The organism is Pseudomonas sp. NY15356 (assembly GCF_048068175.1).
Classification (GTDB): Bacteria; Pseudomonadota; Gammaproteobacteria; order Pseudomonadales; family Pseudomonadaceae; genus Aquipseudomonas; species Aquipseudomonas putida_K.
Genome location: NZ_JBLUPW010000019.1, coordinates 63,387 through 88,962, shown reverse-complemented (window position 1 = coordinate 88,962; position 25,576 = coordinate 63,387). Strand labels below are relative to the sequence as shown.

Annotated in this window: 23 protein-coding genes; 15 read left to right on the top strand and 8 right to left on the bottom strand. The window is 63.8% G+C overall.

Features of this window, described 5'->3' with window-relative positions:
- Window positions 1-246 precede the first annotated feature (246 nt).
- From ACNFCI_RS16155 to moaB, 5 genes are all read left to right on the top strand, one after another.
- Window positions 247-2,802 carry a type VI secretion system Vgr family protein gene (locus tag ACNFCI_RS16155; protein WP_416768057.1) on the top strand — a complete coding sequence of 852 codons (2,556 nt, stop codon included), beginning with the start codon at window positions 247-249 and terminating at the stop codon, window positions 2,800-2,802.
- Complete coding sequence (locus ACNFCI_RS16150) at window positions 2,799-4,805, top strand: effector protein Tle3 domain-containing protein (RefSeq protein ID WP_368829709.1); 2,007 nt, start codon at window positions 2,799-2,801, stop codon at window positions 4,803-4,805. The genes ACNFCI_RS16155 and ACNFCI_RS16150 overlap by 4 nt, the downstream gene beginning before the upstream one ends.
- 17 nt (window positions 4,806-4,822) lie before the next feature.
- Window positions 4,823-6,484 (top strand): type VI lipase adapter Tla3 domain-containing protein, encoded by a 1,662-nt coding sequence (locus ACNFCI_RS16145; protein WP_368829708.1) that lies wholly within the window; start codon window positions 4,823-4,825, stop codon window positions 6,482-6,484.
- Complete coding sequence (locus ACNFCI_RS16140; RefSeq protein ID WP_084858367.1) at window positions 6,484-6,753, top strand: PAAR domain-containing protein; 270 nt, start codon at window positions 6,484-6,486, stop codon at window positions 6,751-6,753. The genes ACNFCI_RS16145 and ACNFCI_RS16140 overlap by 1 nt, the downstream gene beginning before the upstream one ends.
- Window positions 6,754-7,280: 527 nt before the next feature.
- The gene (gene moaB / locus ACNFCI_RS16135; protein ID WP_084858368.1) at window positions 7,281-7,820 is read left to right on the top strand and encodes a molybdenum cofactor biosynthesis protein B; all 540 of its coding nucleotides are present in this window, start codon (window positions 7,281-7,283) and stop codon (window positions 7,818-7,820) included.
- Window positions 7,821-7,850: 30 nt separating this feature from the next.
- On the opposite strand, the gene ACNFCI_RS16130 is transcribed toward moaB, so the two are convergent.
- Both ACNFCI_RS16130 and moaA read right to left on the bottom strand, forming a co-directional pair.
- Entirely contained in the window at window positions 7,851-8,750 is a 900-nt protein-coding gene (locus tag ACNFCI_RS16130; RefSeq protein WP_368829707.1) for a bestrophin family protein, read from the bottom strand.
- Between the two features lie 20 nt (window positions 8,751-8,770).
- Window positions 8,771-9,775, bottom strand: a complete 1,005-nt coding sequence (gene moaA / locus ACNFCI_RS16125; protein ID WP_368829744.1) for a GTP 3',8-cyclase MoaA — start codon at window positions 9,773-9,775, stop codon at window positions 8,771-8,773.
- 279 nt (window positions 9,776-10,054) lie between these two features.
- Between moaA and ACNFCI_RS16120 the strand changes: the two genes are divergently transcribed.
- The gene (locus ACNFCI_RS16120; RefSeq protein ID WP_368829706.1) at window positions 10,055-12,379 is read left to right on the top strand and encodes an FdhF/YdeP family oxidoreductase; all 2,325 of its coding nucleotides are present in this window, start codon (window positions 10,055-10,057) and stop codon (window positions 12,377-12,379) included.
- 117 nt (window positions 12,380-12,496) lie between these two features.
- On the opposite strand, the gene ACNFCI_RS16115 is transcribed toward ACNFCI_RS16120, so the two are convergent.
- A complete protein-coding gene (locus ACNFCI_RS16115; protein ID WP_224456519.1) occupies window positions 12,497-12,955 on the bottom strand; it encodes an Lrp/AsnC family transcriptional regulator in 459 nt (152 codons plus the stop codon).
- Window positions 12,956-13,111: 156 nt separating this feature from the next.
- On the opposite strand from ACNFCI_RS16115, the gene ACNFCI_RS16110 reads away from it, so the two are divergent.
- Window positions 13,112-14,293, top strand: a complete 1,182-nt coding sequence (locus ACNFCI_RS16110) for a PLP-dependent aspartate aminotransferase family protein (RefSeq protein WP_368829705.1) — start codon at window positions 13,112-13,114, stop codon at window positions 14,291-14,293.
- 85 nt (window positions 14,294-14,378) lie between these two features.
- On the opposite strand, the gene ACNFCI_RS16105 is transcribed toward ACNFCI_RS16110, so the two are convergent.
- Window positions 14,379-14,612 carry a YdcH family protein gene (locus ACNFCI_RS16105; RefSeq protein ID WP_084858373.1) on the bottom strand — a complete coding sequence of 78 codons (234 nt, stop codon included), beginning with the start codon at window positions 14,610-14,612 and terminating at the stop codon, window positions 14,379-14,381.
- Between the two features lie 265 nt (window positions 14,613-14,877).
- On the opposite strand from ACNFCI_RS16105, the gene ACNFCI_RS16100 reads away from it, so the two are divergent.
- From ACNFCI_RS16100 to ACNFCI_RS16075, 6 genes are all read left to right on the top strand, one after another.
- Window positions 14,878-16,518, top strand: a complete 1,641-nt coding sequence (locus tag ACNFCI_RS16100) for a phosphoethanolamine transferase (protein WP_368829704.1) — start codon at window positions 14,878-14,880, stop codon at window positions 16,516-16,518.
- Window positions 16,519-16,597: 79 nt separating this feature from the next.
- Window positions 16,598-17,728, top strand: a complete 1,131-nt coding sequence (gene rnd / locus ACNFCI_RS16095; RefSeq protein ID WP_324817005.1) for a ribonuclease D — start codon at window positions 16,598-16,600, stop codon at window positions 17,726-17,728.
- Window positions 17,728-18,021 (top strand): YcgL domain-containing protein, encoded by a 294-nt coding sequence (locus tag ACNFCI_RS16090; RefSeq protein WP_043215465.1) that lies wholly within the window; start codon window positions 17,728-17,730, stop codon window positions 18,019-18,021. The genes rnd and ACNFCI_RS16090 overlap by 1 nt, the downstream gene beginning before the upstream one ends.
- Before the next feature lie 78 nt (window positions 18,022-18,099).
- Entirely contained in the window at window positions 18,100-19,032 is a 933-nt protein-coding gene (locus ACNFCI_RS16085) for a D-2-hydroxyacid dehydrogenase (RefSeq protein ID WP_368829703.1), read from the top strand.
- A gap of 258 nt (window positions 19,033-19,290) precedes the next feature.
- Complete coding sequence (locus ACNFCI_RS16080) at window positions 19,291-19,740, top strand: YcgN family cysteine cluster protein (protein ID WP_084858377.1); 450 nt, start codon at window positions 19,291-19,293, stop codon at window positions 19,738-19,740.
- Between the two features lie 48 nt (window positions 19,741-19,788).
- Window positions 19,789-20,997, top strand: coding sequence for a hypothetical protein (locus tag ACNFCI_RS16075; RefSeq protein WP_368829934.1), 1,209 nt, complete (start codon window positions 19,789-19,791; stop codon window positions 20,995-20,997).
- Window positions 20,998-21,015: 18 nt separating this feature from the next.
- Here ACNFCI_RS16075 and ACNFCI_RS16070 read toward each other — a convergent pair whose 3' ends face one another.
- The 3 genes from ACNFCI_RS16070 to ACNFCI_RS16060 form a co-directional block, all read right to left on the bottom strand.
- Window positions 21,016-21,351 carry a DUF2892 domain-containing protein gene (locus ACNFCI_RS16070; protein ID WP_084858379.1) on the bottom strand — a complete coding sequence of 112 codons (336 nt, stop codon included), beginning with the start codon at window positions 21,349-21,351 and terminating at the stop codon, window positions 21,016-21,018.
- A gap of 103 nt (window positions 21,352-21,454) precedes the next feature.
- Window positions 21,455-21,925 (bottom strand): RNA methyltransferase, encoded by a 471-nt coding sequence (locus tag ACNFCI_RS16065; RefSeq protein ID WP_084858380.1) that lies wholly within the window; start codon window positions 21,923-21,925, stop codon window positions 21,455-21,457.
- A gap of 68 nt (window positions 21,926-21,993) precedes the next feature.
- On the bottom strand, window positions 21,994-22,365 hold the full coding sequence (locus ACNFCI_RS16060; RefSeq protein ID WP_084858381.1) for a YajD family HNH nuclease: 372 nt from the start codon (window positions 22,363-22,365) through the stop codon (window positions 21,994-21,996).
- A 131-nt stretch (window positions 22,366-22,496) separates the two neighbouring features.
- On the opposite strand from ACNFCI_RS16060, the gene ACNFCI_RS16055 reads away from it, so the two are divergent.
- Complete coding sequence (locus tag ACNFCI_RS16055; protein WP_084858382.1) at window positions 22,497-22,772, top strand: hypothetical protein; 276 nt, start codon at window positions 22,497-22,499, stop codon at window positions 22,770-22,772.
- 62 nt (window positions 22,773-22,834) lie between these two features.
- Here the strand turns inward: ACNFCI_RS16055 and ACNFCI_RS16050 are convergent, their stop codons facing one another.
- Window positions 22,835-24,877, bottom strand: a complete 2,043-nt coding sequence (locus tag ACNFCI_RS16050; protein ID WP_368829935.1) for a S9 family peptidase — start codon at window positions 24,875-24,877, stop codon at window positions 22,835-22,837.
- A gap of 192 nt (window positions 24,878-25,069) precedes the next feature.
- Between ACNFCI_RS16050 and ACNFCI_RS16045 the strand changes: the two genes are divergently transcribed.
- Window positions 25,070-25,564 (top strand): MFS transporter, encoded by a 495-nt coding sequence (locus ACNFCI_RS16045; protein ID WP_084858384.1) that lies wholly within the window; start codon window positions 25,070-25,072, stop codon window positions 25,562-25,564.
- Window positions 25,565-25,576 lie beyond the last annotated feature (12 nt).

Below are 25,576 nucleotides of genomic sequence, written 5' to 3'. Positions count from 1 at the left end.
TCAACATTGTCTGGTGGAATAGGTCAACTGTTCAATTGTTTGTTTTTTGCTGCTTTGTTGTCAAAAATTTTCTTGGTGTTTAGCTTTTGGCTATTTCTTGTGTATGGAGTTTTTTATTTGTAGGAATTTTCCTGGTTTTCTTAACGATTTGAAATGAAATATAAGTCGGTTGCGCTTGGATATTCGCGTGTAAAAATAGAGGGCGTTTTCATTGCCTCTTTCACGGTCGAGTAGAGTAAAGTGCAAATGGACTTAGAACGGGTGTTTTCGCCTCAACACCGCCGACTGATCAAACTGACCACGCCCCTCGATGGCGAGCAGGCCTTGCTGCTCGAGCGCTTCAGCGGCAACGAAGGGCTGTGCACGCTGTCCGGTTTCGAGTTGTGGTTGCTCAGCCAGGACGCCTGCATCGAACTCAAGTCGCTGATCGGCCAGCCGGCGAAGTTGGAAATAGCACTGGCGGGCGGCGGCACCCGTTATATCCATGGCCATATCACGATGTTCAGCCTGCAACGGAGCGATGGTGGGCTGGCCTATTACCAGGCGAAGTTGCAGCCCTGGTTGTGGATGCTGACGCGGCGCATCGACTCGCGCATCTTCCAGGGCCAAACCGTGGAAACGGTGATCGGCACGGTCCTGGCCCACTACGGGGTTTTGGCACGCTTCGAGTTCCGCCTGTATCACGACCTCAAGCCCCACAGCTACCTCACCCAATACCGTGAAACGGACCTTGCCTTCGTGATGCGCCTGATGGAGCAGGAGGGGCTGGTCTTCTACTTCGAGCATACCGCCGACGACCATACCCTGATCATCACCGACTGCTCCCAGATGCTGGGACCGCTGGCCGAGCAACCGCAGGTCCGTTACCACAGTGCCTGCGTCACCGAGCCCACCGATTCGATCACCCAATGGCGCAGCCAACGTGAACTGCAGCCGGGCAGGATGGCCCTGCAGACCTTCGACTACAAGCAACCTCGCAATCGGCTGCCTATCCAGATGGACACCTTGAACGAGCAGGGTGACTGCGGGAGTTACGAGGTCTATGAGTTCCTGGGCGCCCGCAGCCACCGCACCGTGGACGAAGGCAACCTGCTGGTGCGCAACCGCCTGGAGGCCATCGAAGCCCAGGCCAAGACCTTTCGCGGCAGCAGCACCTGCCGGGCCATGCGCCCGGGCTACACCTTCGAGCTGACCGGGCATTTCGACCACGACCGCGAGGCGCAGGCCGAGCGCGAGTTCCTGTTGCTGTCGGTGACGCATCGCGGCTGTAACAATTACCTGTCGGACCAGCCTGCCGACTACGACAACGATTTCGTCTGTATCCGCAAGAAGATCCCTTACCGCCCCCCGCTCAGCGTGCCGCGCCCCACCATCAACGGGCCGCTCAGCGCCATCGTGGTGGGCCCGGAGGGTGAAGAGGTGTTCACCGATGAACTGGCGCGGGTCCAGGTCCGCTTTCCCTGGCAGCGAGGTGACAGCCTGCCGGAGGGTACCACCTGGCTGAGGGTGGCGATGCCCAGCGCCGGCAGTGGTTTCGGCCACCAGTTCGTGCCACGCATCGGCCAGGAGGTGCTGGTTTCGTTCATGGCCGGTGACATCGATCGGCCAGTGATCACGGCGGCGCTGTACAACGCCGAGCAGGTTCCGCCGCGCTTCAGCAAGGCCGTTGGCCTGCCGGGCAACCGGGCGTTGTCGGGTATCCGGACTCAGGAGCACAAGGGGCGCGGCTTCAACGAGTTGCTTTTCGATGACACGTCGGGCGCAGTGCGCACCCGCCTGGCCAGTACCCACCAGGCCACCGCGCTGAACCTGGGCAAGCTCACCACGCCGCGCACCGACGGGCGTGCCCAGCCCCGTGGCAGCGGTGCCGAGTTGCGCACCGATGCCGCCATCGCCCTGCGTGCCGCCCAAGGCATGCTGCTGACTACCTATGCGCGCCGCGACGCCACGGGGGCGCAACTGGACCGCCAGGAGCTGCTGCAGCTGCTGGCCGACTGTGGCGAGCTGTTCAGGGCCTTGGGCCAGACTGCTGCGGCGCGCGGTGGCGAGGCGGTGGACAGCCAAGGGAGCGATGCCGTGCGCCAGGCCCTGGCGCAATGGCCGGCTGCGGACAGCGACGCGACGGGCGATCCGTTGTTGGCGTTGGCTGGCGAGGCGGGGATCGCCAGCGCGACCCCGCGTTCGCAGCTGCACTACGCCGGCGGAAACCATGACACCACTGCCCAGGACAACCTGCAGCTCACCAGTGGTAGTGCCATGCGCCTGCAGGCCGGCCAGGGAATCAGCGCCTTCGCTCAGGACGGCGGCATCAGCGCCATTGCCAACCGCGGCAAGGTGCAGGTCCAGGCCCAGGACGACGACATCGCCCTCAATGCGCAAAAGGACCTGCGCTTCTCGGCTGTTGAAGGCGAGGCCGTGGTCACCGCGCCCACCATCCGCCTGGTGGCCGACGACGGCAGCTACATCAAGATCGGGGGCGGCATCGAGATCGGTACCCAGGGCAAGGTCACGGTGAAGGCCAGCGAGCATGACTGGACCGGCCCCGGCACCGATGCTGCCCAAGCCCCGGTCTTCAGCCGCGACCCGGCGGCCCAGCGCTTGCTGTTCCACTACGCGGGGCATGCCGAGGACAGTGTCCGCCTGGCAGCCAGCCATGCCTACCGGATCACGCTGGAGGACGGCAGCACCGTGCAGGGCCGTACCGACGCCAGCGGCCGGACCGAGCGCGTCGAGCGCGACCAGATGCACCAGGCCCAGGTGGCTGCCCTGCGTGACAACGGCTCGAAAGGAGGCGCGCAATGAAGGGGTCCGAGCACTGTGTCGTAGCGGGGTGCAAGACACGCCTGATCCCCAACGCGAATACCGATCGCAGCCTGGAGGTGCCCGCCGACCTGCCGGGGGTGGTGATCTTCCTGCACGGGGTGAACGACCCTGGGGCTTCGTACGAGGCGGTGGAAGAGGGGTTGTGTCAGGGCGTCAACGAGCGTCTGGATCGGCCGGATCTGAAGGCGGGGCGGTATGGGACCGTTTACCAAAAGGCCATGAAGCGCGCTCCCGAGGAGCGCAATAACGATGACAGGACCGCGCTCGACGATCCCGATACGTATCTCTACAAGCGCGACACGGACGACCCCAAGACCCGTAGCCTGATGATCCCGTTCTACTGGGGATATCGCGCTGCACCGGAGGAGATAAAACGGGACAAGGAAGATAATCCCGTCAAGCTGCGTGATCAGTACCAGGACGTGTTCGAAAACCGGCTGGACAGGCATTTCGCCAAGGGCGGCGGCTTCTTCGCAAACGCCACCAACAATCTGCTGGAGATGTATGGCGAGGGGTTCGGTGCCTTCAAGCGTCAAGGGGCGCAACTTGCCTTGCCCAATACCTTGTTCATGGGCAGGGGCCCTCATCGTCGTTATTTCGTGCTGGCCGCCACCCGTCTGGCCATGCTCGTCAGCGAGATCCGCCGTGTATCGCCCGACGAGACCATCACCATCATCGGGCATAGCCAGGGGACCCTGATTGCCCTGCTGGCCCAGGCCATGCTGGTGGACAAAAGCCAGCGCTGCGCGGACACGTTGATCATGGTGGATACGCCTTACAGCGTGCTGCCGAACGTGACGCCCAAGCACCACGACACGCTGTCCACCTTGCTGCGTATCGTCAAGGCGGTCACCGCCACGCCTCACCCCGAACCGCCCTTGTCTGCATTGCGCGATCCCCAGACCTACGGCGGCCGCACCGGCCCCCGTTGGTCGCCGACCCAAGGTTCACGCAAGGACAAGGTCGGCAACCTCACTGTTTTCCCCGAGCGGGACAACCGCGGCAAGGTGTACCTGTATTTCTGCCCGGAAGACACCACCGTGGCCCTGGATGACGTAAAGGGCATCGGCACCTACGGCGTGCCGGACACCCTGCCGGATGGAACGCCCGCGATGCAGGCGTTGCACCCGTTGCGCTTCTACCAGCGGCTGTGGACCAAGCGCCATCGCAATGGCAAGCCGGTACGGGTGGGGGAAGCGGCCGGGCCGGACAAGCTGCGCGCCAAAGGTGAGCACCGCTATCCAGGAAACAACCTGTTCGTGGGCTTTGCCTCCCAGGGGGGCATGGCCGTGGGCGAAGAGCGCTTGATCAATGGCGAGCCGCTGAATCCACCCCATGCACCGCACATGTTCGGAGGTGAGGAGCAACCCGGCTCACCTGAACAGTCCGGGCTCGACAGGCCGGACGACGTGAGCATCAGCAATGCCCTGGGTAATCCGGTGGCCCGTTTCCAGTGGCGGAAGATCGCTTCGGTGCCTGCACGGATCGACCTGGAAAAAGCCCGCGCTGCCTGGAACAAAGGCAAGGAAGCTGGCGACCAGACCGGCGCCCTCAAGCAAGAGCGCAAATACGGTAACTGGATACTGGGCACACCGGATTATTTCGACATTCTGCGAGAGGAAACACCCAACGAAATCCGAGCACGGATGAGGGTCGAGCTCGATGTGCTGGAAAAAAATAGTTACCACTCGGCCGTGTTGCGTAGCCCGGAAAATCATCGGTGGGTGACGGCGATGGATATTGCGATTGGACAGGCGCATTGCCTGGATGATCCGGAGTTGCGGGAGGTGTTGGTGGCGATTGCGGATTGGCGAGTTGGAGATGAAGAATTTTCGAAATTTCCCGCAATGCCAGGTTGGAGACGGCTAAGTAATGAAGCTAAGAGATTGGTGGAAGCTAGTTGTTCATATTATGAAAGGGGCGAATTTCCTTCGCCTGACCTGGTGTCAATGGAGCCACCCTCCTCGATTTTTGGATCTTGAAAAAGGCAGACTGTCTTATGGAAGTGGATCAGATAGTAAGTGGTGTGCGGCCTGGTTTTAAGGTGTACATCTTGCTGATAGCGATATTTGTCTTGGTCTGGTTTGGTTTTGTGGCGATTTTTTATACCAAGGGGCAGGAGGGTGTTAACTATCGTGATATTAAGCCTTTGTTGGCTTTAGGTGCTTCGTCCATTATAGGTGTTGCAGTCATAGTTTTTAGTGTGCATTGGTGGCTCAATGCATTGACGAGCGAAAAGGCCAGGCTTGTAGCCAGCAGGGCTGAGCTTGAAGCCAAAATCATCAAGCAGAACGCCATGCATACGCGGAATTTTGCATTGGAAATGCGTGGGGTTGGGCTTGCGATCCACAAAGACGCTCAAACCAAGATATGGGAATTTATAAAAAATAAAAATGACAACTTTCTGTCGGTTTACTCGCGCGATTCTAAGGATTACAGTGATTCCATTACGGCCAGAATATCTTCCAGTAAGATAAAAATGATCTTGGCTTTTAAAGGCTCAGCCGGCGAATCAGTAGCCTACTGGCCCCTTCCGGTGTTTGCCTTGGCTCCGCCTAATCCATATGGCAGTGCATACCGAGCTGCTAACTTGATTGGCTCTGGTCGTAATGCGGCTACGTTGGGTGTCACACTGTTTCTATGGGAGGGAGACGAAAATACTACGCATGCCCAAGCCATGATTGAGAGGTTATTTAAGTTTTTTGATGATAATCCTAGGGTGCCTGAGGCTCTAATAGTTAGTAAGGATGGTGATGTGGTGCGCAATATGTATCGCAAGCCAGGTACGCCGGATTTGCGTAGCGATCCAGGAGTGCCTGTTGTATATGAAAATATGATGGGCTTGTTGGTTGCGCGATCTGATCGAGTAGATCGCTATATCCGCCCTTATGCCATCAGTCAAGCGGAAAATAATCAAAACAAGAAGACAGATTTGGGAAAGCTGTGGGCTTTCTATTGGGAGCAGAATAGAGCGCACCTATATTGGTATCGGGACAAAGAGCGAGCCAAGGGCGTTGAATATCCTATACCACCACTTATGTCCACCGCCTACTGGCACTCCAAACTCCCCGAACTTTGGAAAACCATCAGCAACCGAGGCCCCGGTCATTTCGAGCCTTCTCCCTGGCTACCGGTCCGCTGGGCCCAGCATCAGGTCGATGAGTTCGACGCCTCGCCGGTACTGGGCTATCTGCACCGTCCGATCAAAGTCCCGATGCACGATGAAAACGGCAAGCGCCTGAAACCCGCGCTCCAGGCCAAGGCTCTGCAAGCCGGCTGGCTAGAGGCATTGGACACCCTGCCCAAGGGGCACAAGCCGGTGCGGGTGTTCTACGACACCACGGACAACCTCGAAGCTGAAATCGCCCTGACCAACGCCCTGCATGAGCTCAATACCGACGGCCACGGCCTGGACATCGGCAATGTGGAAGAGGGCTACGACATCGGCCGCCGCCTGGGCAATACCGGTGTCAGCAGCGCCCTGGTGCAGATCAACCTGGCATGCATCGCCAGCTACCTGGACGGCGGTACGAGTGCAGTGGTGTACGCCGGTGCGGACGGCAGCCTGACGGTGCAGATGGTCCGCCCGCCAGATGAGGCGCGCAAAGAGAAGAACCGCAAGAATCGCGGTGTTGATCCTTTCAACTATGGTTTGCCCTAATGAGCCATCCTATTTGCCTGGGTGACCCTACCAGCAGCGGCGGCCGCGTGGTGGTCTGCCAGTTGGCGGGATCCCATACGATCAAGGGCAAGACGCCGGCTGTGCTGGGCGACAAGGCCACCTGCCCGAGGCACAAGGGGGAGTTCGCGTTCATCGAAGGCCACCCGACGCGGCGGATGAACGGGATTCCCGTGGTGCTGCAAGGGCATCGTCTAGCGTGTGGCTGCCAGGGTGTTGCAAGCCATGCTGTGGATGTACGGGTGTCCTGACCCTGTGATGCTCGAGGTGGAGCAGACGCTGCCTTGGCACTGCGATGGCAGGGGCGGCCCACTCGCAGGCTCCGCCAGCTCTCATAGAACAACGCATGACCATTTGATTTGCGGCACCCTGTGGGAGCGGGCTTGTCCCGCGATCAAGGGCGAAGCCCTTGCCAGGCGACGGTGATATCGGGCCCGGCCTAATCGCGGGACAAGTCGGACCGCCGCACCGCCGCTCCCACAGGGGCTACATTGGCCGCTTGTTCTCTGCGTGACAGCGCAGCCCGAAGGGCTGGGTAATCGCCCATGAAGCAAGCGGAGCCTGGGCCGTATTGGCACGGCTGAGAAGTGTTTGAGCCTGTCCAGCACCATGGAAACTCCCACAGGACCCGCTAATTCCCTCAGGGCATCTGCATCGCAGCAGACAGGGCGCGGGGATTGATAGAGGGCCTCGATAACCCGGTTCGCCATATCGATTGGACGTCACCCGGCCTAGGCCCTAGCGTGGCATGACAATGCCCTTTCGTGAGGAACCCCAGGTGAGTGTGAAACCGGACGCGGTGTTCGTACCGCTCAACATCGCCGTGCTGACCGTCAGCGATACCCGTACCTTCGACAACGACACCTCGGGCGAGCTGCTGGCTACGCGCTCGGTGGAGGTCGGCCACCGTCTGGTGGCACGGGCGCTGCTCAAGGATGACCTCTACAAGATCCGCGCTCAGGTCGCCCAGTGGATCGCCGATGAACAGGTGCAGGTGGTGCTGATCACCGGTGGTACCGGGTTCACCGGGCGCGACAGCACGCCCGAGGCGGTGGGCTGCCTGCTGGACAAGCGCATCGATGGCTTTGGCGAGCTGTTCCGCGCGCTGTCGATCCTCGATATCGGTACCTCGACGGTGCAGAGCCGGGCCTTGGCCGGGTTGGCCAACGGCACGTTGGTCTGCTGCCTGCCGGGCTCGACCGGGGCTTGTCGTACGGCCTGGGAGGGGATTCTGGTGGAACAGCTCGATGCGCGGCATCGGCCATGCAATTTCGTGCCGCACCTGAAGGCGGTGGGGATGTGTGAGAGTCGGGGGTAGGTGGGGGGCTGCCTGGCAGCCCCGTCGTTCTCAGCTCAACACATGATCCACCGGCACCAGCGCCGGCGGCAGCGGTTCATGCCCCAGCGCCGACAGTACGTCGCGCTCCAGGGTACGCACCATGGCATCGGTGGGCAGGTCGTTTTCGTCACGGCCGAACGGGTCTTCCAGCTCGTTGCCGATGGCATCCAGGCCGAAGAAGGTGTAGCTGATGATGGTGGTGAAGATCGGTGCCAGCCAGCCCAGCGGCTCGGCCAGGGCGAACGGCAGCAGTACGCAGAAGATGTAGCTGGTGCGGTGCAGCAGCAACGTATAGGGGAAGGGCAATGGTGTGCCCTTGATCCGTTCGCAGGTGGCCTGGACTTCCGACAGGCCCACCAGGCGTTGTTCGAGCAGGGTGTAGCGCCATTCGCTGATCGACTGGTGCTCGGCCAGGCGTGAGCAATGCTCGCCGACCTGGCGCAGGATGCCGTCGCAGGTATTGTGCGGGCTGATCCTGGCGCCCTGGTCCAGCCACGGCCGAGCGGCGGCCAGCTCATCCTCATTGCGCAAGCGGGCGTTGAGCGCATGGGCGAAGCCGCACAGGCCGCGCAGCAGTTCGGCACGCAGGCGTTCGTCGGCGATCGCCTGGCTTTCGCGAATGAACGAACGTACCTCGATGATCATCCGCCCCCAGGCCTTGCGGCCTTCCCACCAGCGGTCGTAGCAGACGTTGTTGCGAAAGCTCATGAAGATCGACAGCGACAGGCCCAGCAGGGTGAAGGGCGTGGCGCTGACCGGGTAGAAGAAGGCCGGGTAGTGATGCTCGATCAGCACGATCAGGGCGGCCAGCAAGGTCACCATCAGGCAGCGCAGGGCGATGCGCTTGACGATCGAGCCCTTGAGGGTAAAGAGCACACGCAGTACATCGGGACGGGGATGGACGATCATGGTGTTCCAGTGGCGGGCGATCAGCCGCCGGTCATGTTCATGAAGCGCAGGATCTGTACCTCGCCGCCCACCTCGAAGTGGTGGCGGAAGGGCTTGAGGTGCATGGCGTCGCGGATGGCTTTTTCCAGGCGTTCGGTGTCGCCGGGGTGGGCGCGCAGGATCTGTTTGAGGTCCATCGAGTGCTCGTTGCCCAGGCACAGCAGCAGGCGGCCTTCGACGGTCAGGCGCACGCGGTTGCAGGTGGCGCAGAAGTTGTGGCTGTGCGGCGAGATGAAGCCGACCCGGGTTTGTGGTGCCTCGGCGACCCGCCAGTAGCGCGCCGGCCCCTGGGACGATTCGGCCGACTCCACCAGGGTGAAGTGTTCGGCGATGCGCGCGCGCACTTCGTCGCTGGAGCAGTACGACTCGCCACGCTCGTGCTCGTCGATTACGCCCAGGGGCATTTCCTCGATGAACGAGATATCCAGTTCGCGCTCGACGGCGAAGCGCACCAGGTCGACGATCTCGTGGTCGTTGCGGCCCTTGAGCACCACGCAATTGAGCTTGGTGCGCCGGAAGCCCGCGCGGCGCGCGGCGTCGATGCCGGCGATGACCTGGTGCAGGTCGCCGGTGCGGGTCAGGCTGCGGAAACGTTCGGCATCGAGGCTGTCGAGGCTGATGTTCAGGCGCGACACGCCGGCATCGAACAGCGGCTGGGCCAGGCGACCCAGTTGCGAACCGTTGCTGGTCAGGCACAGCTCGCGCAGGCCGGGCAGGGCGGCGATACGCCCGCACAGCTCGACGATGCCCTGGCGTACCAGCGGCTCGCCGCCGGTCAGGCGGATCTTGCGGGTACCCAGGGCGACGAAGCGCTCGGCCACCTGGTACAGCTCCTCGAGGCTGAGGATCTGCTGGCGCGGCAGGAATTGCATGTCTTCGGCCATGCAATAGACACAACGGAAGTCGCAGCGGTCGGTGACCGACATCCGCAGGTAGTCGATGCGCCGATTGAAGCCGTCGATCAGTGCCTGGGTGTTCTCTTCCACGTTCATGCTCTGGGTATTGGGTGAGGCGGCGTGTCGCCGCAGGCAACCTCCAAGCTATAACCTGCGGGCACCCTCGTCAAATTGCTTTCCCTGACTGTTCGATCAGCCCTGTCTATCACGGCTGCAGGCCGCGGCCTACAAGGGCTGCACGTCATGATCGAGAGGGCTTATCACGCTTTAAGGTATTTCGATTGGACGGCTCTAGGCCGGGGTCCATAGGCTGGATAAACACCGGACCTGACCAGCCGGTGCCTTTTCAAGAGCGTGAGGATCCATCGCATGAGCCAAGACGAACATATCAGGGACTACAAGGGACCGGCCGCCGGCTGGGGCGCACTCAAGAGCGTGACCAAGAGCTGGTTGGGCAGCGACAATGCCTTCAAGAACCTGCGGGCCATGCTCAAGACCAACCAGAACGGCGGTTTCGACTGCCCTGGCTGCGCCTGGGGCGAGTCGCCCGAGAGCGACATGGTCAAGTTCTGCGAGAACGGCGCCAAGGCCGTCAACTGGGAGGCCACCGGCCGCTCGGTGGACCCGGCGTTCTTCGCCAAATACAGCGTCAGCGCCCTGGCCGCCCAGACCGACTACTGGCTCGAGTACCAAGGCCGGCTGACCCACCCGATGCGCTATGACGCCGCCACCGACCACTATGTGGAAACCACCTGGGACGAGGCCTTCGCTCTGATCGCCCGGCACCTCAACGCACTGGAGACCCCGGACCAGGCCGAGTTCTACACCTCCGGCCGGGCCAGCAACGAGGCAGCGTTTCTCTACCAGCTGTTCGTGCGCGCCTACGGTACCAACAATTTTCCCGATTGCTCGAACATGTGCCACGAAGCCAGTGGCGTGGGCATGGCCGATACCTTGGGCGTAGGGAAGGGCACCGTCGTCTACCATGATCTGGAACTGGCCGACGCGATCTTCGTCATTGGCCAGAACCCGGGTACCAACCACCCGCGCATGCTCGAACCGCTGCGCGAGGCGGTCAAGCGGGGCGCCCAGGTAGTGTGCTTCAACCCGCTCAAGGAGCGTGGGCTGGAGCGTTTCCAGCATCCGCAGCACCCGTTCGAGATGCTCAGCAACGGCTCCGAACCTACCAATACCGCCTACTTCCGCCCGGCCCTGGGTGGCGACATGGCGGCGATGCGTGGCATCGCCAAGTTCCTGTTGCTGTGGGAGCGCGAAGCCCAGGCCAAGGGCGAGCCGGCGGTGTTCGACCATGCCTTCATCGCCGAGCACACCGATGGCCTCGAGGCCTACCTGGCTGCGGTGGATGACACCTCCTGGGAACATATCGTCGAGCAGTCGGGCCTGACCCTGGTCGAGATCGAACTGGCCGCGCGCATGTACCGCAAGGCCGAACGGGTGATCATGTGCTGGGCCATGGGCGTGACCCAGCACCGTCATTCGGTGCCGACGGTGCAGGAGATCGTCAACCTGCAGCTGCTGCGCGGCAACGTCGGTAAGCCAGGCGCGGGCCTGTCGCCGGTACGCGGCCACAGCAACGTGCAGGGCGACCGCACCATGGGCATCGACGAGAAGCCCCCGGCCAAGCTGCTCGATGCCCTGGAAAAACGCTTCCAGTTCAAGGTGCCGCGCGAGCACGGGCATAACGCGGTGCTGGCGATCAAGGCCATGGAAGAGGGCCGGGCCAAGGTGTTCATCGGCCTGGGTGGCAACTTCGCCCAGGCGACGCCGGATACCCCGCGTACTCACGCGGCGATGCGCAACTGCGCGCTGACCGTGCAGATTTCCACCAAGCTCAACCGCTCGCATCTGGTCACCGGTGGCGATGCGTTGATCCTGCCGTGCCTGGGCCGTACCGAGATCGACCTGCAGGCCGAAGGGCCCCAGGGCGTCACCGTGGAAGATACCTTCAGCATGGTGCATATCTCCCACGGCCAGCTCAAACCCCGTTCGCCGCACCTGCGTTCGGAGCCGGCGATCATCGCGGGCATCGCCAAGGCCACCCTGGGCGACCGGCCGATCGACTGGGAATACGCCGTCGCCGACTACAGCCGCATCCGCGACATGATCGCCGATGTGATCCCGGGCTTCAGCGGTTTCAACGAGCGTCTGCAGCACCCCGGCGGCTTCCACCTGGGCAACACGGCATCCGAGCGCGAATGGCGCACGGCGACTGGCAAGGCGCGCTTCACCGCCAGCGAGTTGCCTCGGCAGTTGGTCAATGCCCAGGTGCTGGCCCGTGGCGACAACCCGGACCTGATCCTGCAGACCCTGCGCTCCCATGACCAGTACAACACCACGTTGTATGGCCTGGATGACCGCTACCGGGGTGTGTTCGGCCTGCGCGAAGTGGTGTTCGTCAACGAGGCGGACATCCGCCGCCTGGGCTTCGAACCGGGCGAGCACGTGGACATGGTGTCGCTGTGGGAGGACGGCCGCGAGCGTCGGGTGTCGGGCTTCCGCCTGGTGCCCTATGACCTGCCCGAAGGCCAGGCGGCGGCCTACTATCCGGAGACCAACCCATTGGTGCCGCTGGAAAGCTATGGCGAGGGCACCTACACGCCGACCTCGAAGTTCGTGGCCATCAAGCTGGAGAAGACGCGGGCCGGGAACCGGATCGAGGCGAGCGTGGCCTGATCCAGTGGGGCTGCTGCGCAGCCCAATCGCCGGCAAGCCGGCTCCCACCCGGACAGCGTTGACGCCGTACTTGTGGGAGCCGGCTTGCCGGCGATTGGGCCGCAACGGCCCCGTTGATCATCGATGCACCGGGTACGCCGTGGTGTACTTCATCTGCTCCATGGCAAAGCTCGATGTGATGTTCGACAGGCCGTCGGTGCTGGTGATGAGTTTCTTGTAGAACCGGTCGTACGCCGCGATATCGCCCACCACCACCCGCAGCATGTAGTCCCAGTCGCCGGACATGCGGTACACCTCCATCACCTCTTCGAACCCCGTCACCACCCGGGCGAACTGCTCCAGCCAGGCGCTGTCGTGGCGCTGGGTCTTGAGCTGAACGAACACGGTCAGCCCCAGGCCCAGGCGCTCGGGGTCGAGCAGGGCGACGCGGCCTCGGATGTAACCCTCGTCCTCCAGGCGCTTGACCCGCTTCCAGCAAGGCGTGGTGGAAAGATTGACGGCCTCGGCCAGGTCCTTGAGGGACATCGAGGCGTCACGCTGGAGGAGGGTGAGGATGTGTTGGTCGAAACTGTCCATATACGATGGCCGGTCGGTGCGAGAAAAAGTTTCTCGAGACTAGCGCGATCGGGGTACGAAAAGAATAGCTGGCACGGGCGTGGCGCAGGTTCATTCCCGTTCGGCGGCGCCCCACCGGATATGCGATAGTGGTGCTTTCCAACCTCAGCAGAGTCAATGGACCCGACCATGTCCGAAAAGCCGCGCAATTTCGCCACCCGCACCATCCACGCCGGCGAGCAGTCCAGCGTCGCCGACAATGCCATCTTCCCGGCCATCGTCACCACCAGTTCGTTCATCAAGCGCGGCCTGGACGACAACCCCGAATACGCCTACAGCCGGGTCAGCAACCCGACCCGGCATGCCTACGAAACCTGTGTCGCCGCCCTCGAGGAAGGCGCAGGTGCAGTGGCCACGGCCTCGGGCGTGGGGGCCACGGCCACCGTGCTCGAGCTGTTGTCCAAGGATGCCCATGTGGTGGTGATGAACGGGGTCTACGGCGGCACCTTCCGCCTGATGGAAGACTACCGCAGCCGTACCTCAGGCCTGAGCACCACCTATGTCGACCTCAATGACCTGGACGCCGTGGCGGCGGCCATCCGCCCCGAGACCCAGCTGATCTGGATCGAGTCGCCGACCAACCCGTTGCTGCACCTGGTGGACATCGAGGCGGTCTGCAAGCTGGCCCGCGAGCGCGGCATCCTCACCTGCATCGACAACACCTTCTGCTCGCCCTGGAACCAGCGGCCGATCACCCTCGGCGTGGACCTGGTGATGCATTCGGCGAGCAAGTACATCGGCGGCCACTCCGACCTGATCGGCGGCGTGGTGGTCGCCGCCAACGACGAACTGCTCAAGCGCCTGCGGCGGATCAGCATGGCCGTCGGTGCGATCCAGGGGCCGTTCGACTGCTACTTGGCCCTGCGCGGGCTCAAGACCCTGGACGTGCGCATGGAGCGCCAATGCGCCAATGCCCTGCGCGTGGCGCGCTTCCTCGAGGGGCACCCGCAGGTCGAGCAGGTGTACTACCCGGAACTTGAAAGCCACCCGCAGCATGCGCTGTGCAAGCGCCAGATGCGCACCGGCGGAGCGGTGGTGGCGATGAAGATCAAGGGTGACCGGGCCGCGGTCAACCGCTTGGTGGAGGCGTTGTCGATCTTCGTGCTGGCCGACTCGCTGGGCGGGGTGGAGAGCATGATCAACCATTCCTGGAGCATGTCGCACAACTCCCTGAGCCCGGAACAGAAGGGGCAGATGGGCATCAGCGAGAACCTGCTGCGCCTGTCGGTCGGGATCGAAGACTACCGCGACCTAATCGAAGATCTGGACACGGCGCTCAAGGCTTCGGCCGAGAGCTGATGCATTCGCGGGTGAACTCGCTCCCACAGGGCATGCACGAATCTGTGGGAGCGGGTTCACCCGCGAAGGGTATCGGTCTGTGCAATCACCTTGCCGGATGAACGATCCGTTCGATCTTGTCCTTGAGCAACAGGCGCTCCTTGCGCAGGCGGTTCACCGCATCGTCGGCAGTGCCGTTACCTTCGGCGGCCACCACCTCCTTGTCCTTGGCGTTGTACTCCTTGTGCAGTTGATGGAGCGTCTGGTCCTTGTCGATCAGCGCCTGGAAATCGTCAGCGGAAATGTGCAGGTCAGCGAGCAGATCATGCGGGACTGGCATTTCTTCACCTCGGGTCAGGGGTTGGCAAAAAGTCCTGAATCTTGAGGATAGTCGCCTTTGCCCGGTTGCGGAGGGAGGGTGCGCCAAGGGGCCGCACGCCGTGCCGGCAAACATGAAATTCATTTCATCTGGAAAAACCGCACCGTCCATTATTCGTTGGCGTCTTTTTCACGAAATGTTGATGGCACGCTTTCTAGAGTTCGGCCAACTTCCCCGGTGCCCCGCCTGGTGCGACGGCCGATAATAACTCTCATCTGCGAACATCATGCCGAACTTCAAAACCCTGCGGGCCGAATGGGTCACGTTGCTGGCCAGTCTTTACCTGTTGATCGGTTTCAACACTGCGCTGTGGGAGCACCTGCAGGCCGTGGTACCGCCCGGCGTGGTGGGGCTGTGGCTGCTGTTGGCATTCGCCGTGCTGATGTTCTTCGCGTTCAACCTCATCCTCACATTGGTGGCGTTCAAGTACGTACTCAAACCGGTGCTGATCTTGTTGTTCATGAGTGGCGCGGGCGTCGCCTACTTCATGAACCAATATGGTGTACTGGTCGACACCGGCATGTTTCGTAATATCGCCGAGACCAATGTCACGGAAGTACGGGACCTGCTTTCCCTGAAGTTCGCCCTGTATATGATCCTGCTCGGCATGTTGCCTTCATTGCTGGTGTGGAAAGCCCCCATCGGCTATCGCCCCTGGCACCGCGAGCTGTTCGGCAAGCTGGTGGTCAGCGGCGCGTGCGTCGCGGCCCTCGGCTCGGTGGCACTGGTCAACTACCAGGGCCTGGCCTCGCTGTTTCGCAACCACCACGAGATCCGCCTGATGCTCACCCCGAGCAACATCGTCGGGGCTTCGTTCGGCTATGTCGGTGAACGCCTGGGCAGTGCTGCCCGGCCATTCCAGCATTACGGAGAGGACGCCAAGCGCGACAGCGCCGCCTGGCAACGCCACACGCGTAAGTCGCTGACCGTGCTGGTGGTGGGCGAGAGCGCCCGGGCGCAGAACTTCGGCGTACTGGGCTACGGCCGCGACACCACCCCGAACCTGGGCAAGGAGCAGGGCCTGCTGGCGTTTTCCGACGTGCATTCCTGCGGCACCGAGACCGCCGTGTCGGTGCCGTGCATGTTCTCCGGCATGCCACGCAAGGACTACGACGCCCGCGTCGCCAAGAACCGCGAGGGGCTTCTGGACATCCTCCAGCGTACCGGCTTCACCGTGCAGTGGCGCGACAACCAGTCCGGCTGCAAAGGCACCTGCGACCGGGTGCAGTTCGTCGACGACAGCAACCTCAAGGACCCGAAACTGTGCGCTGACGGCGAGTGCCGCGACGAGATCCTCCTGCAGGGCCTGGGCGAACTGCTCGACAACCTCGACCACGACACCGTGCTGGTGCTGCACCAGATGGGCAGCCACGGCCCCGACTACTACAAGCGCTACCCGGCCAGCGCCCAGCGCTTCACCCCAGTGTGCCAGAGCAATGCCTTGAACCAGTGCGATGAGCAATCGATCGTCAACAGCTACGACAATACCCTGGCCTATACCGACCAGGTGCTGGCCTCGCTAATCGACCTGCTGCGCAGCCGCCAGGACAAGGTCGATACGGCGATGATCTACCTCTCCGACCACGGCGAATCCCTGGGCGAATACAACCTCTACCTGCACGGCACCCCCTACATGCTGGCCCCTGAGCAGCAGCGTCACGTGCCATTGTTGATGTGGTTTTCCGACAGCTACCGCCAGGACTTCGCGCTCGACAGCGACTGCCTGGGCCGCTTGCGCGACGCGCCGTTGAGCCAGGACAACCTGTTCCATTCGATGCTTGGCCTGTTGCAGGTGCGCACCGAGGTCTACCGGCAATCGCTGGACATGTTCGCCAGCTGTCGCCCCTGGATGACCGCTGACCGTTGATCAAACCAAGGATGGCGCAGGTTTCACCCCCAATGCCCGCGCCGTATATACTGCGCGCCAATATTTGTGGGAGAGCCTCGTGGCCATAGAAATACACTGGATACGTGACGACCAGACCCTGGCCGAACACTGCCGGGGCTGGCACGAACTGCCCTTCGTAGCGCTCGATACCGAATTCATGCGGGTCGACACCTTCTACCCCAAGGCCGGCCTGATCCAGGTCGGTGAAGGCAACCGGGCGTACCTGATAGACCCGTTGCTGATCCGCGATTGGCAGCCGTTGGCCGAGCTGCTCGACGACCCGGGCGTGGTCAAGGTACTGCATGCCTGCAGCGAAGACCTGGAAGTGCTCCTGCGCCTGACCGGCAAGCTGCCGCAACCGCTGTTCGACACCCAGCTGGCAGCCGGCTACCTGAACATCGGTTTCTCCATGGGCTATTCGCGCCTGGTGCAGGACGTGCTGGGCCTGGAGCTGCCCAAGGGCGAGACCCGTTCGGACTGGCTGCAGCGCCCGCTGTCGGATACCCAGGTCAGCTATGCCGCCGAAGATGCCGTGCACTTAGCCGAGCTGTTCAGCGCGCTGCGGCCACGGCTGTCTGACGACAAGTACGCCTGGGTGCTGGAAGATGGCGCCGAGCTGGTCGCCCAGCTGCGCCGCGAGGTAGAACCCGAGACCTTGTACCGCGACGTCAAGCTCGCCTGGAAGCTGAACCCACAGCAACTGGCGGTGCTGCGCGAGCTGTGTGCCTGGCGCGAGCGCGAGGCGCGCAGCCGCGACCTGCCGCGCAATCGTGTATTGCGCGAGCATTCGTTGTGGCCCATGGCCAAGAGCCAGCCGGACAACCTCTCGGCCCTGGCCAAGATCGACGACATGCACCCGCGCACCATCCGCCAGGACGGCCAGTTCCTGCTGGATCTGATCAAGCGCGCCGCGAGCCTGCCGGCCGAGCAATGGCCGCAGGCCTTGCCCGAGCCGTTGCCGATCGAAGCCTCGGGCATGCTCAAGCGCCTGCGCGCGGTCGGCCAGGCCGAAGGCGAGCGCCTGGGCATCGCGCCGGAGCTCATGCTGCGCAAGAAAACCCTCGAAGCCCTGCTCAAGAGCGGCTTCCCCAACGGCCCCTATCAACTGCCCGATTCGCTGCGCGGCTGGCGCCGTGAGCGCATGGGCCAGGCCCTGCTGGACAACTTGGCGGGCGCCGGAGAATCCTGATGAAACGTATCTGCTCGATCTACAAGAGCCCCCGCAAGAACGAAATGTACCTCTACGTGCTCAAGGCCGAAGGCTTGGCGCGCGTTCCCGAAGCCCTGCTGCCGTTCTTCGGTACCCCCGTGCATGCCTTCGACCTGGTGCTGACCCCCGAGCGCAAGCTGGCCCGGGAGGATATCGCCAAGGTGCTGGAGAACCTCGACAACCAGGGCTACCACCTGCAGATGCCGCCGCCCGAGGACGACTACATCGAGCACTTGCCCGAAGAGCTGCTGCGCCGCAACGACCCGGCCTGATTCCGGCCTGGTCCCCATCGTTCGTCAAGCGGCCCGCCTGTCGGGCCGTCTTCGTTGTTTGCCAAGGTTGTTTCGTACATGCGCGTTCTGATCGCTGAACAGGATCATGCCAACTATGCCCGCCTGCTCGGCGAGGCGGCGCCGACGCTGGAGATCGTCACCAGCGATGACTCCGCCGAGCTTGCGCGCCAGGCCGCCGGTTGCCCGGTTTGGCTGGGCCAGCCGGACCTGCTGGCCAGCCTCCTGCGCCAGGGCCATCGCCCCGAGTGGATACAGTCCACCTGGGCCGGCATCACCCCGCTGCTGGCCGACGGGCTGCCACGTGACTATCGCCTGACCCGTGCCGTGGGCATCTTCGGCCAGGTAATGGCCGAATACATGCTCACCTACATGCTGATTCACGAGCGCGATGTGCTGGCGCGCCTGGTCAGTCAGGTCGAGCGGCGCTGGGACGATCGCCCGGGGCGCAGCCTGGAGGGGCGTCGGGTGCTGGTGGTCGGCACGGGCGATATCGGCCAGCGGGTCGCCGAGTTCCTGGTGCCGTTCGGGGCGATCCTTCACGGTGTCGCCAGCCAGGCGCGGGAGCAGGCGCCGTTCGTCGAAGTGGCCGGGCTCGCGGATCTGCCTCGCATGGTGGAGCAGGCCGACTACGTGCTCAACCTGCTGCCGGACACCCCAGCTACCCACGACTTGTACGATGCGGCGCTGTTCAAGCGCTTCAAGCCCAGCGCACTGTTCATCAACGCCGGGCGCGGTGTGGCGGTGGTCGACGCCGACCTGGTGCACGCCTTGAAGGAAGGCCACCTGGCGGGGGCGGTGATCGATGTCTGCCGCCAGGAGCCGTTGCCCCGGCAGCACCCGTTCTGGACCGCCTGGGGCCTGCTGCTGACTGGGCACAGCTCGGCGCCCACTTCGCCGGCGGCGATGGTGCGGTTGTTCGTCGAGAATGTGCAGGCGTACCAGGCGGGGCAGGGGTTGCGCGGGGAAGTGGATTTCTCGAGGGGCTATTAATCTGCATTGACTGCATTGGCCCTATCGCCGGCAAGCCGGCTCCCACAGGTACGACGTCAACGCTGTCCGGGTGGGAGCCGGCTTGCCGGCGATAGGCCTCTGCAGCCAGCTGGCATGTGGCGCCCGACTGGACGGGGAAAGCGCGCACGCTACTGCGTCCAGCCGGCACTGACAAGCGGTCTGGCATTGGCCCCGGACAGGCTCTAGACTGGCGCCGCCGCGCGCCGCGGATTGAAGTTCAATGCAGGAACACGTGTGATGATCGCCGACAACGCGCCCTTCTGGCGGCGCAAGACCCTTGAACAGCTCGACCCGCAAGAGTGGGAGTCGCTCTGCGATGGCTGCGGGCTGTGCTGCCTGCAGAAGCTCGAGGACGAGGACGACAACAGCGTCTACTACACGCGCATCGCCTGCAAGCTGCTGGACCTGACCACCTGCCAGTGCAGCGACTACCCCAACCGCTTCGCCCAGGTGCCCGACTGCATCCAGCTCACCCCCGGCAAGGCCGACCAGTTCAAATGGCTGCCGAGCACCTGCGGCTATCGCCTGGTCAGCGAAGGCAAGGACCTGCCAGCCTGGCACCACCTGGTGTGCGGCGACCGCACGCAGGTGCACGAACAACGTATCTCCCAGTCCGGGCGCATGCTCAGCGAGCATGATGTCGACGAAGACGACTGGGAGGATCACCTGATCTTCCGCGCGAGCTGAGCGACTCGCGCCTGCCTTTATTTTCGCCTCTGGAACAAGGAGTTCTGCATGCGTTGCCATCTGTTGTGGGTCCTGGGCCTGGTGGCCTGTGCGCCGGCCTGGGCCAAGAAGGTCGACCTGGACTACCAGGTGCGCCTGTTGCCGGCCAGCGGTCAGGCCGAGGTGCAATTGACCCTGGCCGATGGCAGCGCCGTGCGCAGCCTGGATTTCGACCTGGGCAAGCAGGGCGCCTACAGCGACTTCCAGGCCGATGGCCAATGGCAGGTACAGGGCGAGCGGGGCGTCTGGCACCCGGCTGTGGGCAAGCCCCGGCTCAGCTATCGTGTGCAGCTGGACCAGAAACCACGCGGCGGTGCCTACGAGAGCCGTATAACCCCGGATTGGGCGCTGCTGCGCGGTGACCAGTTGGTGCCGCCGGCGCGTCTGGACCAGCAGGATGGCACCGAGCTGGTGGCGCGCCTGACGTTCGAGCTGCCGGCCGGTTGGAAAAGCGTCGAAACCGCCTGGCCGCGCATCGGCAAGCAGAAGTTTCGCATCGACGATGTCTCGCGGCTGTTCGACCGGCCCACCGGCTGGATGCTGGCCGGCAAGCTGGGCAGCCGCCGCGCGCGCTTGGGCGCTACCGAAGTGACCGTGGCCGCGCCGCAGGGGCAGGGCATGCGCCGGATGGACACCCTGACCCTACTGACCTTCGTCTGGCCGCAGCTGCAGGCGGTGTTCCCGCGCAACCCGCCCAAGCTGCTGCTGGTGGGCGCTCGCGATGAGATGTGGCGGGGCGCGCTGGCCGGGCATCATTCGATCTACCTGCACAGCACCCGCCCGCTGATCGGCGAGAGCGGCGCCAGCCCGCTGCTGCGTGAGCTGGTGCAGCTGTTCGCCCAGGTCAACGACCGTGACGGCAGCGACTGGCTGGGCGAAAGCCTGGCCGACTACTACGCCACCGAGTTGCTGCGCCGCGCCGGCGGCATCAGTGACGACCGCTATGAGGCCTGGCAGGCACGCCTGCACAAGCGTGGCGCCAAGGTTTCCCGGCTGCGTGGTGAACACGCCGATGTCGGCCAGGTTGCTCGAGGCGTGCTGCTGCTCCAGGCGCTGGATCGCGAGATCCGCCTGCACACTCACGACAAGCGCTCGCTGGACGATGTCACCCGGGCGTTGATGCGCCTGCCCAGTGTCAGCACCGAGGAGTTCATCCAGCTCAGCGAGAGCGTGCTGGGGCGGCGGTCCGAGGTGCTGGAGAGCAAGGTCCTGCATTGAAAGGACGGCCCTGCCACCTCAGCCCTTGGCCTTAGTCTCGACCCCGGTCACCGTCACGCCCTGTGTCGCTGCCTCGGCGCTGGCCTTGAGCGCCTTGAGCTCTGCAGCGCCGCGTTCGATGTCCCCGCGAAGTCGCAGGTAATCGGCCCGGTGTCGCTGCCACCAGGCCTTGGTCGAGCAGTGCCCACTGACGCCCCGGGCCAGGGCCATGCCACCCACCACGATCTGCAGCAGGCCGACCAGGCCGCCGTGGCGCAGGCCCTTGCTGATCATCAAGGCGCCGCCGGCCAGGGAGCTGGCGCGCTCCCAGCCGTGGACGTTGCGTGTATGCACAAGCAAAGGGGTATCGCGCATGACGAACTCTCCAGTTGAGGTGTAAGCAGCTGACCCGCTGCACCACCTGCCCGTTCAGTCCGATTGCCGGGTGGTGCGGTACTGGCTATGCAAGGCGGCCTTTTTATTTGAATTTGGGCCCTGAGCGGGTATTGAGCCCCTTGGCCATGCGGTCGTACAGCACCACGTTCACGGTCGCCGCCAGGTTCATGCAGCCCTGGGTGGGGATATAGATGGTCTCTTCGCACCAGGCGCGCACGCTCGCGTCGAGGCTGCCGTCTTCGGGGCCGAAGATATAGAGGGCGCGGTCAGGGTGGGTGTATTCGGGGAGCGGGCGGGCGCCTTCGACCAGCTCCACGGCCACCGGGGTGCACCCCAAGGGGATGATGCGCTGCAGGTCGTCGATGCCGATCAGCGGGATGTCGTAGTGCACGCGCTTGGTGTCGGTGACGAAATCGCGGGCGCGCTCATAGCGCTTGCCGGTGTAGAACACCGAGTTGACGCCATAGCAACCCGCCGCACGCATCACCGAACCTACGTTCTCGGCGGACTTGGGGTTGAACAGGCCGATGCAGCTGTACCGTTTGTTTGCCACGTACCGGGGCCCTTCGCAAAAAGCGCGATTATACGGGCTCACCGGCAGCAGCGGGGGGCGATTCGGGGTCAGTCCTTCTTGAGCAGGCTCGCCAACCCGGCAAACGGGTTGTGGGTGGCCTTGGCGATGCTCGGCGTGCTGGTGGACCCTTCGCTGAAGTACTGCTGGTCGGTGTAGCGCGAATGCTCGTTGTCGTGGCAGTACAGGCACAGCAGTTCCCAGTTCGAGCCGTCCTGGGGGTTGTTGTCGTGGTTGTGGTCGCGGTGGTGCACGGTCAGCTCTGACAGGCGCTTGCCGGAAAACTCGCGGGCACAGCGGCCGCAGACATGGGGGTACATCTTCAGGGCCTTGTCGCGGTAGCCCATTTCCTTGTCGCGCTTGGCATCGGCAAGGATGCGCTCGAGGCGGGCGGTGGCGGCGGAGGTGGAGGCCGAACTCATGGTGTTACCTTTGTTGTAATCGGGTAGATGACGGTTATGTCACTGAGTCTAGCGCGCCTGGGCCCTGCTCGGACAGGCGAAAACGCCTGATTGGGCATAGCCTGTAGGGATACCCTGACAGGAGGTTGCCGATGGTTCATGCGATCCTCGCCGCGCTGATTCTCGCCGCCGCGCCGTTGGCCGACGCGGCTGGCCAGCAGCCTCGGCTCTTCACGCCGGTGCCCGGTGCACCGGGTACGCCGACGCCGACCCCCTATCCACAGATCACTCCGAGCACGCCGCCCAAGGCCGGTGACAACCAGCCCGGCGCGCCGCTGCTGCCGCCGATGCCGGTGCCAGGGCCGCCCAAGGACCAGCCGTTGCCGGGGTTGCAGGAGCCGCCGAAACAGCCACCCAGGCAAGACTGAAATGGCCTCGTTGTGGGGCGGGACAAGCCCCACAGGAGGCCGCGGATCCACGCGGCCTGTGGCTACACCACGCCCAACTCGTTGAGCACGAACGCATATTCCAACGCCACATCGCGTAGCCCCTGGTATCGCCCGCTCATGCCGCCGTGCCCGGCGCCCATCTCGGTCTTGAGCAGCAGCAGGTTGTCATCGGTCTTGCAGGTGCGCAGTCGCGCCACCCACTTGGCCGCTTCCCAATACTGCACGCGGCTGTCGTTGTAGCCGGCGACCACCAGCATGGCCGGGTAGGCCTGGGCCTTGACGTTCTCGTAGGGGGCGTAGGCCTTGATTCGCTGGTAGACCTCCGGCTCCTCGGGGTTGCCCCATTCGTCGTACTCGGTGACGGTCAGCGGCAGTTCCGGGTCGAGCATGGTGTTGAGCACGTCGACGAACGGCACCTCGGCGATGGCGCAGCGGAACAGCTCCGGGCGCTGGTTGAGCACTGCTCCCATCAGCAGGCCGCCGGCGCTGCCGCCGCTGATGGCCAGGCGTTCGCGGGTGGTCACGCCCTCGGCGATCAGGTGCTCGGCACAGGCGATGAAATCGTCGAAGCTGTTCTGCTTGTGCGCCTGCTTGCCGGCCCGGTACCAGGCTTCGCCCAGCTCGCCGCCACCGCGCACATGGGCGATGGCGAAGGCCACGCCGCGTTGCAACAGGCTCAGGCGGGCATGGGAGAACCACGGGTCGAGGCTCTCGCCGTAGGCGCCATAACCGTAGAGGTACAGCGGTACGCACTGGCCCAGGTCGTCGCGCCGGCGCACCAGGCTGATGGGGACGCGGGTGCCGTCCTTGGCCACGGCCCATAGGCGTTCGCTGACGTAGTCGTCGGCATCGAACTCGCCCAGTACCGGGGTCTGCTTGAGCACAACCTGCTCGCCGGAGGCCAAGTCCAACTGGCGCACCTGGGCCGGTCGGTTGAGCGCTTCATAGCGCAGCCGCACACGGGTGCTGGCGAACTCCAGGCTGTCCTGCACATACAGGCTGTAGGCGGCATCCGGCAGTTCGACACGGTAGGGCGCCAGGCGCTGGGGCCGCACTTCGATGATCGGCAGGCCGCCTTCGCGCAGGCTCAGGGTCAGGGCGCTGGCATTCAGGCTCAGGCCTTCGAGCATGACCTGGTCGCTGTGCGGTACCAGCACCTGCCATTGCTCGCGGCTGGGTACCTGCTCGGCCGGGGCTTGGAACAGGGCGAAGTTGATGCCGTCCTGGTTGCTGCGGATGAACCATCGCCACTGGCCGTCGAGCTGGCCATGGTCAGGGAAGTACTCGTGGCCCTCGACCCGTGGTGCCAGGCAGGTGAAGGCCGCATTCGGGGTCGCGGCATCGAGTACCCAGGCTTCACTGGTGGTCTTGCTGTTGAGCAGCAGCACCAGCTGGCGCTCGGAGCTGGTCCGGTAGCAATGCAGGAAGAAGCGCCCGTCGGGTTCTTCGAACACGGTCTGGGCCTCGCGGCTGCCCAAGGTATGGCGACGCAGGCGCCAGGGGCGGTGGGTATCGTCCAGTTCGGCGAAGAACAGCGTCTGGCTGTCGTTGGCCCAGGTCAGGCTGCCGTCGCAGTCGTCGAAGGGCAGGGCGGTGACCGTGCCGCTGGCCAGGTCCTTCACGTACAAGGTGTAGATTTCGTCGCCACTGGTGTCGAGGCTGTAGGCCAGCAGTCGATGGTCGGGGCTGACGTTGAAGGCACCCAGGGACAGAAAGCCGCCGTTGGCCAGGGCGTTGGGGTCGAGCAGCAGTTGTTCCTGGCTCTGGTCGACGGTATTGGAGTCATCGGCTGGGCGTGGGCAGCGGTAGTGACGCGGGTATTCATCGCCGGCCGTGGTGCGGGTGTAGTACAGGTAGGGGCCCCAGGGGGAGGGCAGCGACAGGTCGGTTTCGAGGATGCGTGCCTTGATTTCCTCGAACAGCTGTTCGCGCAGGGGCGCCTGGTCGGCCAGGCAGGCCTGCTGGTAGGCGTTCTCGGCTTGCAGGTACGCGAGGACCTCGGGCGTATCTCGCTGCTGCAGCCAGGCGTAGGGATCGGTGGCGTTGTCTTTGCGAGCGACGGGCGGCTGGGGCGTGTTGGGCATTGGGGATCTCTTGGCTGGGGCTGCATGCCCTGGCGCTGTCGCCGGCAAGCCAACTCCCACATAAGCCTCGAGGGCAGCGTTGAATCTGTGGGAGCCGGCTTGCCGGCGATTGGGGCCGGGACAGGGAGACGCTGTGTGCGCCCTGAAAAGTGTTTATCATAGGCATCTCTTTACCTGGCTTGCACGAACACCATGACCGAGAACGACTATACGCTCGCCTGGGGCCTGTATGCCCTGGCCGCCCTTGGCTGCCTGTGGGTAGGCTTCAAGCTCACCGGTTGGATGTGGCGCTGGCTGCGCGAACCGCTGCGGGTGGTCCTGGCAGTGCTGCTGCTGACCCCGACCATCGTCGACCCGGTCAAGGAGAGCTTCGCCCCGGCCATTGCCATCACCGCCCTGGATTTGGCCTTCAAGGTCGGCAACAACGCCTGGCGTGCCGCTTCGGACCTGGCCATGTACGGCTTGATCGCCTTCATCCTGTATGGTGTTTTCGTCTTGGTGCGCTGGCCGTTGGAAAAGCGCGCCCGTGAACGCCGGGCCAAGGCTGATGCCGCCGCCCAGCGCCAGGCCGTCGAGGACGAGCAGGTGACAGCCCGCGCTTCGGTGGCTGCCGGGCGCCACGACCGCTACCGCGACGACCCGCAGCCGGTGGCCACCGGCCGCGGCCGGGTCGAGCCACGGTTGTAGGCGGAGGGCCTG

Coding starts and splice junctions, on each gene's coding strand:
- ACNFCI_RS16155 (WP_416768057.1), top strand. CDS start 247: ATGGACTTAGAACGGGTGTTTTCGCCTCAACACCGCCGACTGATCAAA.
- ACNFCI_RS16150 (WP_368829709.1), top strand. CDS start 2,799: ATGAAGGGGTCCGAGCACTGTGTCGTAGCGGGGTGCAAGACACGCCTG.
- ACNFCI_RS16145 (WP_368829708.1), top strand. CDS start 4,823: ATGGAAGTGGATCAGATAGTAAGTGGTGTGCGGCCTGGTTTTAAGGTG.
- ACNFCI_RS16140 (WP_084858367.1), top strand. CDS start 6,484: ATGAGCCATCCTATTTGCCTGGGTGACCCTACCAGCAGCGGCGGCCGC.
- ACNFCI_RS16130 (WP_368829707.1), bottom strand. CDS start 8,750: ATGATCGTCCATCCCCGTCCCGATGTACTGCGTGTGCTCTTTACCCTC.
- ACNFCI_RS16120 (WP_368829706.1), top strand. CDS start 10,055: ATGAGCCAAGACGAACATATCAGGGACTACAAGGGACCGGCCGCCGGC.
- ACNFCI_RS16115 (WP_224456519.1), bottom strand. CDS start 12,955: ATGGACAGTTTCGACCAACACATCCTCACCCTCCTCCAGCGTGACGCC.
- ACNFCI_RS16110 (WP_368829705.1), top strand. CDS start 13,112: ATGGACCCGACCATGTCCGAAAAGCCGCGCAATTTCGCCACCCGCACC.
- ACNFCI_RS16105 (WP_084858373.1), bottom strand. CDS start 14,612: ATGCCAGTCCCGCATGATCTGCTCGCTGACCTGCACATTTCCGCTGAC.
- ACNFCI_RS16100 (WP_368829704.1), top strand. CDS start 14,878: ATGCCGAACTTCAAAACCCTGCGGGCCGAATGGGTCACGTTGCTGGCC.
- ACNFCI_RS16090 (WP_043215465.1), top strand. CDS start 17,728: ATGAAACGTATCTGCTCGATCTACAAGAGCCCCCGCAAGAACGAAATG.
- ACNFCI_RS16085 (WP_368829703.1), top strand. CDS start 18,100: ATGCGCGTTCTGATCGCTGAACAGGATCATGCCAACTATGCCCGCCTG.
- ACNFCI_RS16080 (WP_084858377.1), top strand. CDS start 19,291: ATGATCGCCGACAACGCGCCCTTCTGGCGGCGCAAGACCCTTGAACAG.
- ACNFCI_RS16075 (WP_368829934.1), top strand. CDS start 19,789: ATGCGTTGCCATCTGTTGTGGGTCCTGGGCCTGGTGGCCTGTGCGCCG.
- ACNFCI_RS16070 (WP_084858379.1), bottom strand. CDS start 21,351: ATGCGCGATACCCCTTTGCTTGTGCATACACGCAACGTCCACGGCTGG.
- ACNFCI_RS16060 (WP_084858381.1), bottom strand. CDS start 22,365: ATGAGTTCGGCCTCCACCTCCGCCGCCACCGCCCGCCTCGAGCGCATC.
- ACNFCI_RS16055 (WP_084858382.1), top strand. CDS start 22,497: ATGGTTCATGCGATCCTCGCCGCGCTGATTCTCGCCGCCGCGCCGTTG.
- ACNFCI_RS16050 (WP_368829935.1), bottom strand. CDS start 24,877: ATGCCCAACACGCCCCAGCCGCCCGTCGCTCGCAAAGACAACGCCACC.
- ACNFCI_RS16045 (WP_084858384.1), top strand. CDS start 25,070: ATGACCGAGAACGACTATACGCTCGCCTGGGGCCTGTATGCCCTGGCC.